The 16,098-nt window shown below is 62.9% G+C and carries 16 protein-coding genes; 5 read left to right on the top strand and 11 right to left on the bottom strand.

Annotated elements, in window-relative coordinates:
* Positions 1-76: 76 nt before the first annotated feature.
* Positions 77-3,274, top strand: coding sequence for a DUF6212 domain-containing protein (locus tag AC1DVW_RS01640; protein ID WP_477320814.1), 3,198 nt, complete (start codon positions 77-79; stop codon positions 3,272-3,274).
* Positions 3,275-3,359: 85 nt separating this feature from the next.
* Positions 3,360-3,644, top strand: a complete 285-nt coding sequence (locus tag AC1DVW_RS01635; protein ID WP_477320813.1) for a hypothetical protein — start codon at positions 3,360-3,362, stop codon at positions 3,642-3,644.
* Positions 3,645-3,688: 44 nt separating this feature from the next.
* On the opposite strand, the gene AC1DVW_RS01630 is transcribed toward AC1DVW_RS01635, so the two are convergent.
* Positions 3,689-4,297 carry a TetR/AcrR family transcriptional regulator gene (locus AC1DVW_RS01630; protein ID WP_477320812.1) on the bottom strand — a complete coding sequence of 203 codons (609 nt, stop codon included), beginning with the start codon at positions 4,295-4,297 and terminating at the stop codon, positions 3,689-3,691.
* Positions 4,298-4,433: 136 nt separating this feature from the next.
* Between AC1DVW_RS01630 and AC1DVW_RS01625 the strand changes: the two genes are divergently transcribed.
* Complete coding sequence (locus tag AC1DVW_RS01625) at positions 4,434-4,901, top strand: carboxymuconolactone decarboxylase family protein (protein ID WP_477320811.1); 468 nt, start codon at positions 4,434-4,436, stop codon at positions 4,899-4,901.
* A gap of 65 nt (positions 4,902-4,966) precedes the next feature.
* Here AC1DVW_RS01625 and arsK read toward each other — a convergent pair whose 3' ends face one another.
* Genes arsK through AC1DVW_RS01595 form a run of 6 tightly spaced genes read right to left on the bottom strand, consistent with a single transcriptional unit; the run spans position 4,967 to position 9,550 of the window.
* The gene (gene arsK, locus AC1DVW_RS01620; RefSeq protein WP_477272264.1) at positions 4,967-6,211 is read right to left on the bottom strand and encodes an arsenite efflux MFS transporter ArsK; all 1,245 of its coding nucleotides are present in this window, start codon (positions 6,209-6,211) and stop codon (positions 4,967-4,969) included.
* Positions 6,208-7,620: an NAD(P)-binding protein gene (locus AC1DVW_RS01615; RefSeq protein ID WP_477320810.1), complete on the bottom strand. Its 1,413-nt coding sequence runs from the start codon at positions 7,618-7,620 to the stop codon at positions 6,208-6,210. The genes arsK and AC1DVW_RS01615 overlap by 4 nt, the downstream gene beginning before the upstream one ends.
* A gap of 52 nt (positions 7,621-7,672) precedes the next feature.
* Positions 7,673-7,993 carry an ArsR/SmtB family transcription factor gene (locus tag AC1DVW_RS01610; protein WP_477320809.1) on the bottom strand — a complete coding sequence of 107 codons (321 nt, stop codon included), beginning with the start codon at positions 7,991-7,993 and terminating at the stop codon, positions 7,673-7,675.
* 37 nt (positions 7,994-8,030) lie between these two features.
* On the bottom strand, positions 8,031-8,480 hold the full coding sequence (gene arsC, locus AC1DVW_RS01605) for an arsenate reductase (glutaredoxin) (RefSeq protein ID WP_477320808.1): 450 nt from the start codon (positions 8,478-8,480) through the stop codon (positions 8,031-8,033).
* Positions 8,477-9,166 carry an aquaporin gene (locus AC1DVW_RS01600; RefSeq protein WP_477320807.1) on the bottom strand — a complete coding sequence of 230 codons (690 nt, stop codon included), beginning with the start codon at positions 9,164-9,166 and terminating at the stop codon, positions 8,477-8,479. Before AC1DVW_RS01600 ends, arsC begins: the two co-directional genes overlap by 4 nt.
* 51 nt (positions 9,167-9,217) lie before the next feature.
* Entirely contained in the window at positions 9,218-9,550 is a 333-nt protein-coding gene (locus tag AC1DVW_RS01595; RefSeq protein WP_477248277.1) for an ArsR/SmtB family transcription factor, read from the bottom strand.
* Between the two features lie 184 nt (positions 9,551-9,734).
* Here AC1DVW_RS01595 and AC1DVW_RS01590 point away from each other — a divergent pair, with 184 nt between their 5' ends.
* Positions 9,735-10,316, top strand: coding sequence for a cation efflux transmembrane domain-containing protein (locus tag AC1DVW_RS01590; protein ID WP_477321557.1), 582 nt, complete (start codon positions 9,735-9,737; stop codon positions 10,314-10,316).
* Positions 10,317-10,417: 101 nt separating this feature from the next.
* Here AC1DVW_RS01590 and AC1DVW_RS01585 read toward each other — a convergent pair whose 3' ends face one another.
* Entirely contained in the window at positions 10,418-12,652 is a 2,235-nt protein-coding gene (locus tag AC1DVW_RS01585) for a heavy metal translocating P-type ATPase (protein ID WP_477320806.1), read from the bottom strand.
* Between the two features lie 67 nt (positions 12,653-12,719).
* Between AC1DVW_RS01585 and AC1DVW_RS01580 the strand changes: the two genes are divergently transcribed.
* Positions 12,720-13,136, top strand: a complete 417-nt coding sequence (locus AC1DVW_RS01580) for a MerR family transcriptional regulator (RefSeq protein WP_477320805.1) — start codon at positions 12,720-12,722, stop codon at positions 13,134-13,136.
* Between the two features lie 18 nt (positions 13,137-13,154).
* On the opposite strand, the gene AC1DVW_RS01575 is transcribed toward AC1DVW_RS01580, so the two are convergent.
* The 3 genes from AC1DVW_RS01575 to AC1DVW_RS01565 all read right to left on the bottom strand — a co-directional run bounded on the left by AC1DVW_RS01575 (position 13,155) and on the right by AC1DVW_RS01565 (position 15,858).
* A complete protein-coding gene (locus tag AC1DVW_RS01575) occupies positions 13,155-13,763 on the bottom strand; it encodes a class I SAM-dependent methyltransferase (RefSeq protein WP_477320804.1) in 609 nt (202 codons plus the stop codon).
* Positions 13,764-13,831: 68 nt separating this feature from the next.
* On the bottom strand, positions 13,832-14,281 hold the full coding sequence (locus AC1DVW_RS01570; RefSeq protein ID WP_477320803.1) for a DNA polymerase III subunit chi: 450 nt from the start codon (positions 14,279-14,281) through the stop codon (positions 13,832-13,834).
* Between the two features lie 80 nt (positions 14,282-14,361).
* Positions 14,362-15,858 (bottom strand): leucyl aminopeptidase, encoded by a 1,497-nt coding sequence (locus AC1DVW_RS01565; protein ID WP_477320802.1) that lies wholly within the window; start codon positions 15,856-15,858, stop codon positions 14,362-14,364.
* Positions 15,859-16,098: the final 240 nt, after the last annotated feature.

The raw sequence follows: 16,098 nt of genomic DNA, 5'->3' as shown, positions 1-16,098 counted from the left end.
GCCCAAGGGCAAGCGACAGGCAAGCCAGAAGCCTCGCAATGTGTGTGTCGTTTCGGAGGTTGAGTTCGGAGCGACGGTGACCGCCGATCCGGGGTCGGCGACCTACGCGCTGGCGCAGCATCTGGCGGGAACCGGTGACACCGTGACCCTGCTTTGGGTGCCGAGCCCGCTCAGCCGCCATCCCGATGATCAGGAGATCGCCAGGCTAGGCAAATGGAGCTTCGACAATTTCCTGGTGAGGCTGGAATTGTTGCCGCCGTCGCCCGAGTTGCTGCGGGGCCTGGAGTCAAGCGACAAGAACTCGGTGGCTGTCTACCACTATCTCAAGCAGAACGCATTCGACGTCGTCTATTTTGCGCTTGAGGGCGGACTGGCGCATTTCCCTGCCCTTGCGAAGCGCACGGGCGTCTTTCCCGACCCTCCTGCGATCGTCGTGCTCGCGCATGAACCGCTCATGTGGAAGCTGGAGGCCAATGCCCGGGCGGTCGAACGCAAGGAGCAGATGACGGTCGCACACATGGAAAAGACGTCGGCCGAGACGTGCGACCATCTTGTCGTCACCGGCCAGTCGCTGCTCGACTGGATGGCCAAGGCGGCATGGAAGCTGCCCGCCAGCCGTCACATTGCTGCGCCCCTTGAACCGGAGGAATGGCGTTCGAACTTCGCTGTCGATCACTACAGGCCGCGAGAGCGGCCCGCCGCCGAACTGGTTCATTTCTCAGGCACGGAAGCGCATGACGGACTGACGCTGTTTTGCGATGCGCTCGATCGCCTGGCCGATAGCGGCGTCACCGATTTGGCGGTGACGGTCGTCGGCGCGTTTGGTCATGTCCTGGGCGAGCATTCGGGCGGCATGATCGTCCGGCGTGCGCGGCAATGGCCGTTCGGATTGAAGCTTCTGCCCATTCGAGATGAGCCTGAAATCTACAAATACCTGCGGCAGAGTCATGCGCTGGTGGCGATGACACACTCAGCGGCTCAGCTCCCGCTGGAAGTGGTGACGTGCCTCGACGAGGAGATTCCGTTCGTCGCGACAGATGTCGGAAGCATACGTGACATGCTCCATCCGAAGTCGGCTGACGCCGTCATGATGGAGGCGTCCGCTTCCGCCATCGCGGGCAAAATTGCGTCTGTGTTGGAAAGCCGATCGTTTGGCCCCGCCAAGCCGCTGCAAAAACGGGAAGCGCGCGAGAAAGCCTGGAGCAGGCTGCACGCAAAATTCTCCCGTGAATCCGGCAAGGTTTCCAGCCGCAGCCGGAGCCGACCCCCGCTCGTTTCGATCATCACCGCGCACTACAACCGGGCGCGGCTGTTGCCTCAGGCGATTGCTTCGGTTCGACGCCAGGACTATCCCAACATCGAACTGATCGTCGTCGATGATGGCAGCACCGAACCGGAAGCAATCCATCTTTTGGCCGAGCTCGAACCGGAGTTCGAGCAGCGAGGCTGGCGGATCATCCGGCAGAAGAACGGCTTCCTCGGCAAGGCGCGCAACACGGGAATTCGCGCCGCCAAGGGCTCGTTGATCCTGTTCCTGGACGACGACAACGCACTCTTCCCGAACGCCGTCAGTACGTTCGTCGCCGGCATGCAAAAGTCCGGCGCCGATATCTGCACGACCTTCGCCAAATGGCTCAACGAGCCCTTCGTGCCGCCGGACACCAAGAGTGGCTACATGCTCTACTTCCCGGTCGGCGGACCTACCGACATCGCCCTGATCAACAATCCATATGGCGATGCCAATGCGATGATCCGGCGTGAGGTATTCGACAAGATAGGTTACCTCAACGAACAGCGGGGATTTTCCGCAAGCGATTGGGAGTTTTTCCTTCGCGCGGACCTGGCAGGCCTGGAAATCGTCCCCGTCCCGGAGCCGCTCTATTGGTACCGGTCGGCACCGACGGGCATGAATCGAAATGCCGAGTGGCTGAGGAACCGCAAGCCGATCATCGCAGTCTTTCGAAAGCACAGATTCGCAAAAACGGACATGTTCGTGCAACTCGGCATCAGCTCGAACACCGCCAATCATGAGAAGGAGCTCAACCTCTGGAATTTGGAGCTGCGGGTCAACGACGAACGGTATCTCAAGCTAAGCACGGGTGCCGCCAATACCGCAGACGCAATGCAGTTGCTGGCCGAGATCGCAGCACGCGAAGGCAGGGCGGATACCGCAATTTCGCTTCTCGCCCAGGCAGGGCGAGCCGACTTCGCGTTGGGTGTGGCTGAAATGCTCAACGCGGCGACCGACGAGACGGTGCCGGAGCTACACTCCTCGCTCTACCGCGAGCATTATCTCTCCGCCGAGCCCTTGCGGCTGGCTCACGTCAGTTCGCATCCGGATGCCGATCCAGACCTGCTGAGCTATGTCGAACAATCGCCGGACCAGCTGTTTCTCGAAGCCAAGGGCAGCAATGTCACCATGGCTTTGCTGAAGGGCGTCTGCCCACCGGGCGTCACCAGCGCCAGCTGCTGGGTTTACCTCGACGAGGAGCTGGCGGACCCTGCTCAATTTCAGCTCGTCATCGTAGAAGCGCAAAACCAGGCCGTCAGCGATCTCGCCGAGCTCCTTGAAAGCGGCAACGGGAGCGGCTGGGCCGATCTCCGCCGAGCGCGCGAGGCGCGCGAAATAAGGGCGACAGTCAGTTCGCAGGCATCAGGCAGGCGCGATCTGTTGCTGGCGGTGAGGTGCGGCGGCAGCAGTCCGAGCGGGCGCGTACTCGGCGGCTTTTCAGGCATCCAGATCCGCCATGCCGTTTCGGTCGGTGCAACGCGCCCGCGCCTCAACGCGCCGCAACAGCGCCAACGTATCCGCCGGATGACCGATGATGAACTGAAGCGTGCAACGCTCGTGACCGATTATCCCTCCGAGCTGCCAACACTGCTCGTCGCCGGCGACAATGGCGGCATTTTCCTGCGGCCGAGCACGCATGGCATTGTTGTTGCCGCCCTCAATTCGGCTTTCCCCGCCTTTGCCAGAAGTATCATGGCGACAGTGGAGATAGCTCACGAGGATGCCTCCCCCTTCGATTTCGCCATGGCGCTGGGCAGGCAGGAAGAAAAACTCGTGTGGAAACACGATGCTCCGGTGGGCGCCTTGGCATTCTCCGGATGGACGCGCGTTTCGAGACCTTTCGAACTGCATGACCTGAAAGTTTCGATCCGGGAGATAGATCGCAAGTGGCTGACGATCTATCTGGCAATCCGGCTGCCACGCGGCTCGAAGCCGACGCCGTCCAATGCTTTCTGGCGCAAGTTGTTGTTGCTGTGGGACTGATGGGCGCGGGTCGTCGGGACCCGGTCGTGCCTTGTCGACGTTTAAGTGCGGCAGTAGATTAAGTCCGCGTGGAGGCGCCAGGACCATGAGGAAATCCCTGAATCTTGGTCTGGCGTTTGTTGTCATTGCCGGAAGCGCAGTGTCTTTCGCCGCGGCCGCCCTGACGGCCTTCGCGGCCACGGAATTCACCGGCGCCGACGCTGCAAAGACGAACAAGCAACTGGCCAAGCAGCGCCTGAAGGCGATCCAGGATATCTTGACCGCGGCCGGGATCGACAGCGACCGTCTGGTGGACACCAAAGTCGAGTACGTTGGCGACCAGAAACCGAACGTCGTTCGCAGTCGTTTGGCGACCGCGTCGCTGATGTAACGGTTACGGAACATCTCTGGCGCCTGCCGCACCTTGCCTGACAGCTACCTTGCATCGGCGCTGTCGCGCAGACGTTCCATCTCATCCAGCAGCATGTCGAGGCCGAGCTCGAATGTCGCCTCGAATTCGGCGGTGCCGAAGAAGGGGCCGGCGGCCATGACATTGGGAAAATCGCGCGCCAGTTGCTCGTCGCTCACCGTGCTGACCGCCGACGGACCTTTGGCATAGCCTGCAGTCTCGTCGAGGATGGCGCCCATCAGGTAGTATCCGGCCGTGCGGAACAGCCGCGCCGCCAGCTCGGCGCTGAAGCCGCCGGCTTCGAACAGACCGAGAATGCTGTTCAGCCAGGCGAGGCAGGTCGGCGAATTCATCCGGTAGGTAACGAGGAACGGCGCGAAGGCCGGATGCTCGCGGCCGACGCGGCGGAAATCCTGCATGGCCAAGCGCATCCTTTGCCGCCACGGCAGGCCGGCATCGGGCATTTCGAGCGCGCCGACCAGCCGGTCGACCAGCGCCTCGTGCAGATGCGCCAGCGAGGGAAAGTGATGATAGATGCTCATCGCCTCGCAGCCGAGCGCTGCCGCCAGCTTGCGCATCGAAAAGCCGGCAAGCCCTTCCCGCTCGATCACCTCGAAGGCGGCATCCTCGATCATCTGTCGGGACAACCGGCCACGTGTTCGCGTTTTTTTGATCGATGAGTCCATGGCGCTGCTTGACAACTTACACTGTAAGGTTCATTTTCCGCATCACCTTACATCGTAAGGCTAACAAAGACCAGAGGAGAAAATCATGTCTGCTCACCGCATTCTTTCATCCGTGCCGTCTTCCATCCGCCGTGCGTCCCTGCTCACCGTTGCCGCCTGCGCGCTTGCGCTGTCGGCGCCGGCCCATGCCGACGATTATGACGCAGCCATCAAGGACATGCAGGCGACGATGGGCGGCGTGCCAAGCTTCGTGAAACAGTTTCCGAAAGCCGCTCTGCCCGGCGCGTGGGCCGAGGTCAAGGCTTTGCAGTTGAGTGACAAGACGGCGCTGCCGCCCAAGGTCAAGTCGCTGATCTCGCTGGCCGTCGCAGCGCAGATCCCGTGCACCTACTGCATCTGGTCGGACACGCAGGATGCCAAGCGCGCCGGCGCCACCGACGAGGAAATCCAGGAGGCCGTGGCCGTGTCGGCGCTGACCCGTCACTGGAGCACCGTCTTCAACGGCATGCAGATCGATTTCGACACGTTCAAGAAGGAAATGGGCGGGCAGTGAGGTTTGAAGACAGGGAAGCGATGGCCCGGAAAAGCGGGCCGTCGCCTGTCTTGACAAGGAGCTCGTCAGACGATCTCCGCACCAAGTGCCGCGGTGGTCTCATCCGCAGTTTTGCGCGATTTGTTCTGGCTCCGGCTGAGCAAGGCAATCCCGGCAAACGCCGCAATTCCACACAGCCCGACCAGCACGTTGAGCCAAAGCGCCGGAAACACACCAACGGCGGCAATCATGAAGGTCAGACCAAACGGCGCGAAGGCGGAGCAGAACTGACGCGCCGCCGTGATCCAGCCGACATAGGAGCCGTAACGCGCGTGGCCGAACAATTCGAGCGGCAACGTGCCGGTGACGATGCTCATCAGGCCCGAACCGAAACCGAACAACACGGCAAACAGGACGGCGCCCGGCACTGACGGCGCCGCAACAAGCAGCACCGCAAGACCGCCAGCCAAAGCCGCAGTGGCGCCGAGCGCCAGCCATGTCTGGGACAGGCCATGGCCGAACAGCATGTTGACCAGGCGGCTCGCCACCTGCGAGGGGCCAAACAGGCTGGCGACAATCACGGCTGCTCCGCCAAGCCCGACCATCGTCAGCAACGGCACCATTTGGACCAGGATCGCCGACAGCATGAACCCCTCGATGGCAAAGCCTACCAGCATCAGGACGAAGATCGGCGACCAGCCATCGCGTTGCGTGGGCGTCGAGATGCCGGCAGTGGCGGGAACGATCCGGTGCTTCTCGCCAATGCTGCGGGAAAACCGCGCGAGCCACCAGTGGATCGGCAGGCAGACGCCGATATTGAGCGCGGCGAAGAGGAGGAGAACCTCGCGCCAGCCGAGATGGTTGTGCAACACCGTCGTCAGCGGCCAGAACAGTGTCGAGGCAAAGCCGGCGATCAAGGTGAGATGGGTGATGCCGCGACCGCGACCGCCCAGTTGCACGATGGCGACGAACGCCGTGCTGTAGAGCACGAAGCATGAGGCCAGTTCCATCGCCAGCACCCCGGCGGCAAAACCGATACGTCCAGGCGCCAGTGCGCACAGCAGCAGCGCACCGGCCGCGGCCAGCGAACCAGGCACCATAAGGCGGGCAGCGCCATATCTGTCCGCCAGGCTGCCGGCAATGGGTGCCAGAACAGCACTTGCCAGCAGCGATGCCGAAAGCACCGCGAACACCCATTTCGGTGACCATGCCAACTCCGTGGCGACGGCCGGCGCAAGGATGCTGTAGCTGTAGTAGAGCGTGCCGTAGCCGATGATCTGGGTGACGCCGAGCGCCCAGATCGCCGAAGGGGGAACCTTGCGGTCGCTCACTCCGCGGCTTCCATCGCGCTCGACTTTGCCACGCCGCAGCCACAACCAGCCTTGCCGACGGCTTTGGCCTCGGCGTCGGCGACGCAGCAAGCATCCGCCTGCTTTGGCGCCGGACCGCCGCAGCAGCCTTTGGAAGCCTCGCCAACTGTAGATGAAGGCACCGTGCAGACGCCGGTTTCCGGCAGCACCAGTTGCACGGCGTCGGCGGAAGCGATGTCGCCGGCGATCGCTGCTGCGACAGAGCGGACCTGCTCATAGCCGGTCAGCAGCAGGAAGGTCGGCGCGCGGCCATAGCTCTTGATGCCGGCGGTGTAGAAACCGGGCTCGGGATGGCTGAGTTCGCGGTGACCATGCGGCGGCACGTCGCCACAGGAATGCTCGTTGGGATCGATCAGCGGCCCCAGCGCCTTGACGCTTTCGAGCCACGGATCGAGGTCCAATCGAAGCTCGCGCGTCAGCGTAAGATCAGGCCGCTGTCCGGTTGCGGCGATGATGCGGTCGACGGGACCGATCTGCCGCAAGCCATCCTTCGTTTCACCGTCGACGATCAGACGGCCGTCGACCATGCGGATGGCGGTGGTGGCAAAGCCGGTCACCAGCGTGACGCGGCCGCTTTCGGCGAGGTCGCGCACATCGGCGCCGAGCTCGCCACGCGCCGGCAGTTGGTCGGCATCGCCGCCGCCATAGATGCGCACGAGATCGGTGCCGCGCGTCACCCAGATGAACGCCGTGTCCGGCTCGACATCCGCCAGCCTGGCAAGGTCGAGCAAGGCATTGGCGGCCGAATGGCCGGAGCCGGCAACCAACGTCGTGCGGCCGGCATAAAGCGCTCGGTCGCGGCCGAGAATGTCGGGGATGCCATAGGCGATGCGATCGGCACATTCTGCCTCACCTTCGGCAGCGATGCCGCCGGCGCCGAGCGGATTGGGCGTTCGCCATGTGCCCGAGGCGTCGATGACGGCGCGCGCGCTGTCGCGCCTTGTGCCATCGGCGGTCTCGACCACCAGCATGAAGGGCCGCGTCTCACGTTGATTGCTCACAACCTTGTCGGCGCCCCAGCGCGAGATGCCGACGACTCGGGCGCCGGTTTCGATCGATGGTGCGAGCTCCGGAAGGTTTGCAAGCGGCTTGAGATAGCGCGCGACAAGCTCATTGGCGGTCGGAAACGCTTCGAGCTCCGGCATTTCCCAGCCATGGCCTTCGAGGAGCTTTCTGGCTGCCCGGTCGACGCAATAGCGCCAGGGCGTGAACACCCGGACATGGCCCCAGTCCCTGAGGTTGGAGGCAACGCTGCTGCCTGCCTCATAGAGTTTCACCGGCAGGCCCTGCTTCAGCAAATGGACGGCTGCCGCCAGACCGACAGGACCGGCGCCGATGACGGCGACAGGGAGATCATCTCGCAAGTTCATTTTACACCTTCCATATTTCCGGGATTACCGAAATAGCTGGCAAAAAGAGAGATCAGGCGGCGGCCTCTTCCGCGGTCGAATTGCAAGCGGCGTCGGCGCAGCACTCGTCGGCGAGAAAGCCGATGAGTTCGTTCATGATGGGGTAGTTGGCGCGGCAGATCAGCGTCGTCGCCTGCCGCTCCTGCGTCACCAGTCCGGTGAGGATGAGACGGTGCAAATGATGCGACAGCGTCGAGGCGGCGATGCCGAGGCTTTCCTGCAGAGTGCCGACCGGCCTGCCCGCTTCGCCGGCCCGAACCAGCGTGCGATAGAGGTTGAGCCGGGTCGGATTGCCGAGCGCTTCGAGTTGTTTGGCTGCTTGTTCGAGTTTCATCGAAATAGCATACGCCAACGATCGCGGCGGTCAAGTCTTATTTCGATAAATCTCGAAATACGGCTTCAGACTCCCGGCTGCCGCCGGCATCGATGACGACTTCGCCGTCTTCCTTGGTGAAGGGGCCAATATCGGGATTGGGCAGGATGTCGAGCACCGCTTCCGACGGCCGCGCCAGAACGACGCCGCGCGGCGTCACCACGATCGGGCGGTTGATCAGGATCGGATGCGCCAGCATAAAATCGAGTATCTCGTCGTCGCTCCATTTGGGATCGCCAAGGTTGAGCTCAGCGTAAGGCGTGCCCTTCTCGCGCAGCAGTTCGCGCGGCGTCATGCCCATCGCCGCAATCAGCTCGACCAGTCTTTCACGCGACGGCGGCGTCTTCAGATATTCGATCACCTCCGGCTCCTCGCCGGATTGCCTGATCATGGCCAGCGTGTTGCGCGACGTGCCACAGGAAGGGTTGTGATAGATGGTGATGGTCATTGCGTAGCTCTCATTTCTGCCGTGGTTTTGGGTTCGGCGAGCAGCCAGCCGGCCAGCGCCATGGCGAGCAGCGCGCCGACCAACTCAGCGCCGATAAAGGCCGGGACATCGACCGGCCTGATGCCGGCAAACGTGTTGGAGAAGGCGCGCGCAATGGCGACGGCCGGGTTGGCAAACGAGGTCGAGGCGGTGAACCAGTAGGCCGATGTGATGTAGAGCCCGACCAGCCAAGGAATGGCGTTGCTGCGAAAGCGCAGGCCGGCCAGGATGGTGAAGACCAGGCCGAAGGTGGCCACCAGTTCGGCAATCCACTGGCCGCTTCCGCTCCGCACGGTCTGGGAAATCTGCAGGATGGGCAATTCGAACATGGCATGCGCCAGGAACGCGCCGGCAATGCCACCGAGGATCTGTGCAGCGACATAACCTAGCGCTGCATTGACCCCGATGTCCCGCCGCAACGCAAACACCAGCGTCACCGCCGGATTGAAATGCGCACCGGAAATCGGCCCCAGAATGGTGATCAGCACCACCAGCATCGCGCCGGTCGGAATGGTGTTTCCGAGCAGCGCCAGCGCCACATCGTCGGTCAGGCGATCGGCCATGATGCCCGAACCGACAACCGCGGCAACCAGCAGAGCGGTGCCGAGCGCTTCGGCGACGAGGCGGCGTGACAGATCAGTGGCCATGGGACTCAACCGGCTTCGGAAGATTGCAGAACTCGCTCACGGCTTCCTCCCCTAACACCTGCAAGTCACGGCCTGGGCAACCGGCTGGCAAAGCTCAGGCGCGCCGTTGCAGCAATCCTCCATGAGGTAGGCAAGCAGGTCGCGAAAGCCGGTCATGTCGGCGACATAGCGGATGGTGCGGCCCTCGCGCTCGGCACGAACCAGCCCGGCATGGTCGAGAACCTTCAGATGCGCCGACATGGTGTTCTGGACGATACTCAGGCGCGCCGCGATCTTACCGGCCGGCACGCCTTCGGCGCCGGCTTGCACCAGCAGGCGAAACACCTCAAGCCTGGTGTCCTGGCCGAGCGCTGCGAGCGCAAGAAGAGCGGTTGTCTTGTCCATGCATCCATAAATCCGGAACTAAGGATGCTTATCGCCGCAATATGAAAGTTGGATGACAGGCAGCGCCCGACGATCGGAAGGCGACGGCCCAGTCAATCCGACCGGAAAGGGTGGGGTCTGTTTCTTCACGCCAAGAATCGCGAAGCTGGTGGCCCAATGCAGCGGTCTCGTTTACGTTCAGAAGATGAACCTCCCCCTCCGTCGCATCGTCCTTATCGTCGCGCTGCTCAATCTCGCCTATTTCGGGATCGAGTTCGCGGTGGCGCTCACCATAGGGTCAGTGTCTCTGTTCGCCGACAGCATCGACTTTCTGGAAGACGCCTCTGTAAATCTCCTTATCCTGCTCGCACTTGGCTGGTCAGTCCGCTCTCGCGCACGAGTGGGGATGGCTCTGGCACTCATCCTGCTCGTGCCCGGTCTGGCCACGCTCTGGACGGCGTGGGAGAAGTTCAACGTGCCGGTGCCGCCGCAACCGATCGCCTTGACCCTGGCGGGCCTGGGCGCTCTGGCCGTCAACCTCTCCTGTGCCTACATGCTCGCCGCGTACCGTCACCGTGGCGGCAGCCTGACAAAGGCGGCCTTCCTGTCGGCCCGCAATGACGCCTTTGCCAACATCGCCATTATTGTCGCCGGGCTGGTCACGGCTTTGCTCTGGCACTCCGCCTGGCCCGATTTGATAGTGGGTTTAGGGATCGCGGTTATGAACGCCGATGCGGCCCGCGAAGTGTGGGAAGCTGCCCGTGAAGAACATCGTGCGGCGGCCTGAGAGCCGGGTAGAGCCGCCCTTGGCCGGCCCAGCCCTTGGGTTCATTCGCCCCGTTGGGCTGCACTGGCGGATGTGATACGACGCACGTCGACCGTCGCAGCCTACGTGGAGCCCTTCCAGCGCAACAACCGCATCGCGTTGGCTGTCACCAGCACCGTCGCGCCGGTATCGGCGAGAATAGCGGGCCACAGACCAGTCATGCCAGCTATGGTAGTCATCAGAAACACTACCTTCAGCCCCAGCGCGATGGTGATGTTCTGCTTGATGTTGGCCATGGTCGCTTGAGACAGCCTTATCATCGCAGCGACGTCTCCGACGCGGCCATGCAACACCGCTGCGTCGGCAGTCTCCAGGGCGACATCGGTGCCGCCACCCATGGCGATACCGACATCGGCCGCCGCGAGCGCCGGCGCATCATTGATGCCGTCGCCTACTTTAGCGACGAAAAGCCCCTGCCCTTTCAGCTCGCTGATAATGCGCTGCTTGTCCTCGGGCAGCAGCTCAGCTCGAACCTCAATGCCCAACTGCTTGCCGATAGCCGCTGCCGTGCGCTTATTGTCGCCGGTCAGCATGACGGTCTTGATGCCGGAATCTGTCAGCGCCTTGAGACCGGCCAACGCATCCGGCCGGGGCTCGTCGCGCATGGCGATGAAACCGGCCAGCACATCGTTGATCAACAGCACCGACACCGACTTGCCTTCATCGTTGAGTTCGGCGATGCGAGCTGCCTGGTCGGCCGGCAGTGCGGCTTTTTCGCCAGCAGCGATCGCCGAGCCCAGGAACGCGTTCTTCCCGCCAACGCGGCCCATGACACCTTTGCCGCCGAGCGCCTTGGCTTCCGCCGCCGCCGGCACCGGCACACCGTCGGCTTTGGCTTTTCGCAGAATGGCCAGAGCCAGGGGATGGCTCGATCCGGTTTCGAGTGCGGCCGCCAGCGACAGCACCTCCTTTTCGCTGACTTCGATCGCAACGACATCCGTCACCACGGGCTTGCCTTCGGTGAGCGTTCCGGTCTTGTCCAACGCCACGGCGGTGATCTTGCCGAGGCCTTCCAGCACCGCGCCACCTTTCATCAAGAGGCCGCGCCTGGCGCCGGCCGAGAGCGATGCCGCAATGGCCGCCGGTACCGATATGACGAGAGCGCAGGGACAGCCGATAAGCAGCAACGCCAGACCTTTGTAGATCCATTCGTTCCAGTCACCGGAAAAGGCCAGCGGCGGAACGATGGCCACTAGAGCCCCGACGGCGACAACGCCGGGCGTGTACCAGCGTGAGAAACGATCGATGAAGCGCTCCGTCGGCGCCTTGCTCTCCTGTGCCTCCTCGACCAGCTTGACGATGCGGGCAATGGTGTTGTCGGAGGCTGCCGCTGTCACGATGATGCGCAACACGCCATCGCCATTGATGGTGCCGGCGAACACGTTGGCGTCGACGCCCTTGCGGACCGGCACGCTTTCTCCCGACACCGGCGATTCATCGATGGCACTTTCGCCTTCGACAATCCTGCCATCGGCTGGAATGCGATCGCCAGGCCGCACCAGAATGACGGCACCAACCTTAAGGGCTTCGGCCGGAACTTCGCGCGTGGCGCCATTCTCTTGCAGCAAGGCCGTCTTGGGCACCAGCGTGGTCAGCGCCTGGATGCTGGAGCGAGCCTTGCCGGCGGCCACCCCTTCCAGCAACTCGCCGACGAGGAACAGGAAGACCACCGTGGCGGCTTCCTCGCCGGCGCCGATGATGACGGCGCCGACCGCAGCGATGGTCATCAGCATTTCGATGGTGAAAGGAATGCCGGCGACCGCGGCCATCGCGGCTCGCCGTGCAATCGGCACCAGGCCGATCAGCATGGCGGCAATGAAAATCCAGACGCCGGTGGCCGGCCAGAAATAGTGAATCGCAAAAGCTGTGGCCAATGCCCCGCCGCTGGCGATGGCCAGTCGCCCCTTGGCGCTTTTCCACCACGGTCCCGAGGTGGGCGTGTGCTCGTGGCCGTGCAAGCCCTCCACATCTCCGTCATGGTCATCTTTGGCTGTGCCGGCATGGTCGTGGCCAACGTGGTCATGATCTCCCTTGGCGCCGTGCCCGGCCAGCTTGGCATTCTGTCCGGCCTCGCTTGTGAGCTGAGCCACGTAATAGCCGAGGCCTGTCACTTTCTTTTCGATCGCGGCGAGATCGCTTTCCGGAGTGTGCCTGACGGTCATGGTGCCTGATGTGACCGAGACGTTCACATCCTCGACGCCATGCATGCGCCGCACCGCGCCATCGATTTTCGTCGCGCAGCCGGCACAATCCATGCCTTCGACGCGATAGCGGGTTTGTGCGGCGGTTGCAGCCATCGTCTCATTCCTTGAACCATTCCAGTCCGACGCTACATTCTCTAGCGACTAGAGGAGCAAGCGAAAAATGATCCCGATTGGCGAAGCGGCACGACGGAGCGGGGTGAAAGTGCCGACCATCCGCTACTATGAGCAGATCGGTTTGCTGCCCGCGCCGGTTCGCAGCGAGGGCAATCGCCGGCACTATGAGGCGAGCGATTTGCGCCGGTTGGCGTTTATTCGCCATTCACGCGAGTTGGGGTTCGACATCGAAGCCATTCGCACCCTGCTGACGTTGCAGGACAATCCCAGCCAGCCCTGCGCAACGGCCGACACCATAGCCCAGGCGCGGCTGGCCGACGTGGTTCAGCGAATCCGCAGCTTCACGGCATTGAAAGCCGAGCTGGAACTGATGGTCGAAGGCTGCCGGCATGGGAAGGTCGGCGAATGCCGGGTGATCGAGGTGCTGGCTGATCACAGCCAATGCGAACATGCCCGGCACTGACTGGCAGTTGGGATAATCTCAGCCCGTTGGCTGCTCAAACACGGCGCCGTAGTGATAGGGCGGTATTTCGACCACATGCCTTAGCCGCAGGCCGCTCGCCTCGACCGCCTCGATGGTTTGTTGCGGCGACAGTCTCAATTCGGTCCTTGGTCCGCGAGGTTCGCCCAGGATCACCGTTTCCTCGCGCGGGCGGCGATGCCAGTTGACAATGGCGAAGGCGCCACCAGGCTTGAGCGTTGCACGCAGGGCACGAGCCAAGCGCAGCCGATTGGGAACACCGTGAAAAGCGTTCGCCATAAAGACGAAGTCAGGTCGCCGCGAAACCAGACTGGCAAGCCCGTAGGCATCGGCTGCCACAAAGTCGCAATTGGTCACGCCGTTTTCGGCCACACGCTTGCGCGCCAACTCCAGGAAATGCGGATCGATGTCGATAGCCGTAACGTGACGCGCGATCCTGGCGATCGGCAGCGTGAACCAGCCATCACCGCAGCACAGATCGACCACATCCATACCCGGTTCGAGCCCTACTGCGGCGAGCACACCATCAGGGTCGGGCCAAAGTGCTTCCCACCAGCCGCTGGTAGGCATTTCGGTGCCCTCGAAAAATCCAGGAAGATTGGTGACCATGATTGTATTCCAGTAGCTGCCGCGATCATTTCACCCTTTGCGGAAACTCGAATGAGACACCACCCTCGCTAAGCCTTGCGTTCCCAGCGGCGGTCCGGCGTTTGCTGCCAGTAGGTCACGGCGTGGCCGGCCTCCTTCATCGTCTTCCAGTGCCCCCGCGCCGCCTCGACCTGGGCGGCGTCGTGGCCGTCGAACATGAATACCGCGCGTTCGTAGCCGGCAAGCTCCGGCGGCATCGCGCCGTCGACCAGAAAACGGATCTTTGCCTGGTTCGGATTCTCCTTGCCGGTGGTCAACAGGATCGGCTGCTCTGCCGGAAAGGCTTCGCGGTCGGTAGCATGGGCCAGGAACGAATCGTCGCGAAAGGTCCACAGATGCTGGTCGAGCGCGTCGCGCCGCTCCTCGGTGCCGGTCTGCACCACGGCGCGCCAGCCGCGATCGACGCTGCGCTCCAAGAGGCCGGGCAGCGCATCCTCCAGCGTCGATTCGGTCAGGTGGTAGAACAGGATGTCGGCCATGATTGCGCCTCTGGAGCAATTCCAGGAAAAGTGTGCAGCGGTTTTCCGTCAGGAATTGCGTAAAAACAAGGATTGAAAGCCTATCCCTCGTAGTTGTCGCGGACCAATCGGTCGAGCAGCCTGACGCCGAAGCCGGAGCCCCATGACTGGTTGATCTCGCTTGGCGGCGAGCCCATCGCGGTGCCGGCGATGTCGAGATGCGCCCACGGCGTCTCCTTGACGAAGCGCTGCAGGAACTGCGCGGCGATGATGGCGCCGCCATAGCGGCCGCCGATGTTCTTCATGTCGGCATTCTTGGAATCGATCAGCTTGTCGTATTCGGCGCCGAGCGGCATGCGCCACAGCCGCTCCTGCGTCGCCTGCCCGGCCGCCGTCAACTTCTCCGACAGTTCGTCGTTGTTGGAGAACAGGCCGGCATAATGCTGGCCGAGCGCGACCATGACGGCACCGGTCAGCGTCGCCAGATTGACCATGAACTTCGGCTGGAAGCGGTCGTTGCAATACCACAGCGCGTCGGCCAGGACGAGGCGGCCCTCGGCGTCGGTGTTGAGCACCTCGATGGTCTGGCCCGACATCGAGGTGACGATGTCGCCGGGGCGCTGGGCATGGCCGTCGACGGCATTTTCGACCAGCCCGATGATGCCGACGACATTGGCTTTCGCCTTGCGTGCGGCTAGCGCGTGCATCAGCCCGGTGACGGCGGCGGCACCGCCCATGTCACCCTTCATGTCCTCCATGCCCGACGCCGGCTTCATCGAATTGCCGCCGGTGTCGAAGGTGACGCCCTTGCCGACGAAGGCTACGGGTGAGTCCTTGGCCATGCCGCCATTCCATTGCATGACGGCCATGCGGGCGCCGCGCGGCGAGCCCTGGGCGACGCCGAGCAGCGAGCCCATGCCGAGCTTCTTCATCTCCTTCTCGGCCAGGATCTCGACCTTGACGCCGAGCGCCTCGAGCTCCTTCGCGCGGGCGGCAAATTCCACCGGCCCCAGCGCATTGGCGGGTTCATTGACGAGATCGCGGGCCAGAAGCACGCCGTCGATCACCGCCACCTCTTCGGCAAAAGCCTTTTTCGCCGCGGAAGGATCGGCGGTGTGGATGGTCACCTTGACCGGCTTCTTCGGCTCGTTCTTGCCGTCATCCTTGTCCTTCTTGGTCTTGTACTTGTCGAAGGAATAGCTGCGCAAAATTATGCCGGCGGCAACGCTCGCCGCTTGCCTGCCGGCAATGGTGGCGCCCGGCACATCGAGCACGACGGCCACCTCCGTCGCTTTGCGCAGCGACGCGGCGACGGTGCCGCCAAGCTTCAGCCAGGCATAGTCGTCGAGGTTGGACACCTTGCCGGCGCCGATCGCCACCAGCCGGTCGAGCGACGTCCCCTCCGGCGCCAGCACTTCGACAAGGCTGGCGAACTTGCCGGTGAAATCGGCCACCGGGAACGCCCGGTCGAGGGTTTTCGCCGGATCGCAGGCCTTTGCCGGCTCGCCAAGGCTGCCGTCGTCAGCCGCCAGCACGAAGGTGCTGCCCTTTTTGGGCGCGGCAAATTTGGCGAAGGCGATCGAAGGTCTCGAATTCATCAGGTCCTGCTTTCGGGAAACGGCTAAGCTCTAGGGGAAGTGTGCGCGACATTTGGTCGTTTTCCGGCATTTGGCAAGACTTTGCCGAAATTGCATCCCATATGCGCGGTTGAATCGATGACGATTCGTCGCGGCACGGCCCCGCTTCTTGCCGCAACCTGTTGTTAACCATTGATGTTCGCCCTTTCTTATCCATTGCCGCCGACACTCCGGCACGCGGGACGGCGATGTGGAACGGGA

The organism is Mesorhizobium sp. P3_B5 (assembly GCF_056402815.1).
The sequence above is the reverse complement of the archived record's forward strand: the minus strand, read 5'-3'. Positions and strand labels throughout refer to the sequence as shown.

Bases quoted from the DNA above. Each gene is read 5' to 3' on its own strand.
- AC1DVW_RS01590 (WP_477321557.1), top strand. From the start codon at position 9,735: ATGAACCTCCCCCTCCGTCGCATCGTCCTTATCGTCGCGCTGCTCAAT.
- AC1DVW_RS01595 (WP_477248277.1), bottom strand. From the start codon at position 9,550: ATGGACAAGACAACCGCTCTTCTTGCGCTCGCAGCGCTCGGCCAGGAC.
- AC1DVW_RS01580 (WP_477320805.1), top strand. From the start codon at position 12,720: ATGATCCCGATTGGCGAAGCGGCACGACGGAGCGGGGTGAAAGTGCCG.
- AC1DVW_RS01585 (WP_477320806.1), bottom strand. From the start codon at position 12,652: ATGGCTGCAACCGCCGCACAAACCCGCTATCGCGTCGAAGGCATGGAT.
- AC1DVW_RS01615 (WP_477320810.1), bottom strand. From the start codon at position 7,620: ATGAACTTGCGAGATGATCTCCCTGTCGCCGTCATCGGCGCCGGTCCT.
- AC1DVW_RS01625 (WP_477320811.1), top strand. From the start codon at position 4,434: ATGTCTGCTCACCGCATTCTTTCATCCGTGCCGTCTTCCATCCGCCGT.
- AC1DVW_RS01635 (WP_477320813.1), top strand. From the start codon at position 3,360: ATGAGGAAATCCCTGAATCTTGGTCTGGCGTTTGTTGTCATTGCCGGA.
- AC1DVW_RS01565 (WP_477320802.1), bottom strand. From the start codon at position 15,858: ATGAATTCGAGACCTTCGATCGCCTTCGCCAAATTTGCCGCGCCCAAA.
- arsC (WP_477320808.1), bottom strand. From the start codon at position 8,480: ATGACCATCACCATCTATCACAACCCTTCCTGTGGCACGTCGCGCAAC.
- AC1DVW_RS01610 (WP_477320809.1), bottom strand. From the start codon at position 7,993: ATGAAACTCGAACAAGCAGCCAAACAACTCGAAGCGCTCGGCAATCCG.
- AC1DVW_RS01630 (WP_477320812.1), bottom strand. From the start codon at position 4,297: ATGATCGAGGATGCCGCCTTCGAGGTGATCGAGCGGGAAGGGCTTGCC.
- AC1DVW_RS01575 (WP_477320804.1), bottom strand. From the start codon at position 13,763: ATGGTCACCAATCTTCCTGGATTTTTCGAGGGCACCGAAATGCCTACC.
- AC1DVW_RS01570 (WP_477320803.1), bottom strand. From the start codon at position 14,281: ATGGCCGACATCCTGTTCTACCACCTGACCGAATCGACGCTGGAGGAT.
- AC1DVW_RS01600 (WP_477320807.1), bottom strand. From the start codon at position 9,166: ATGGCCACTGATCTGTCACGCCGCCTCGTCGCCGAAGCGCTCGGCACC.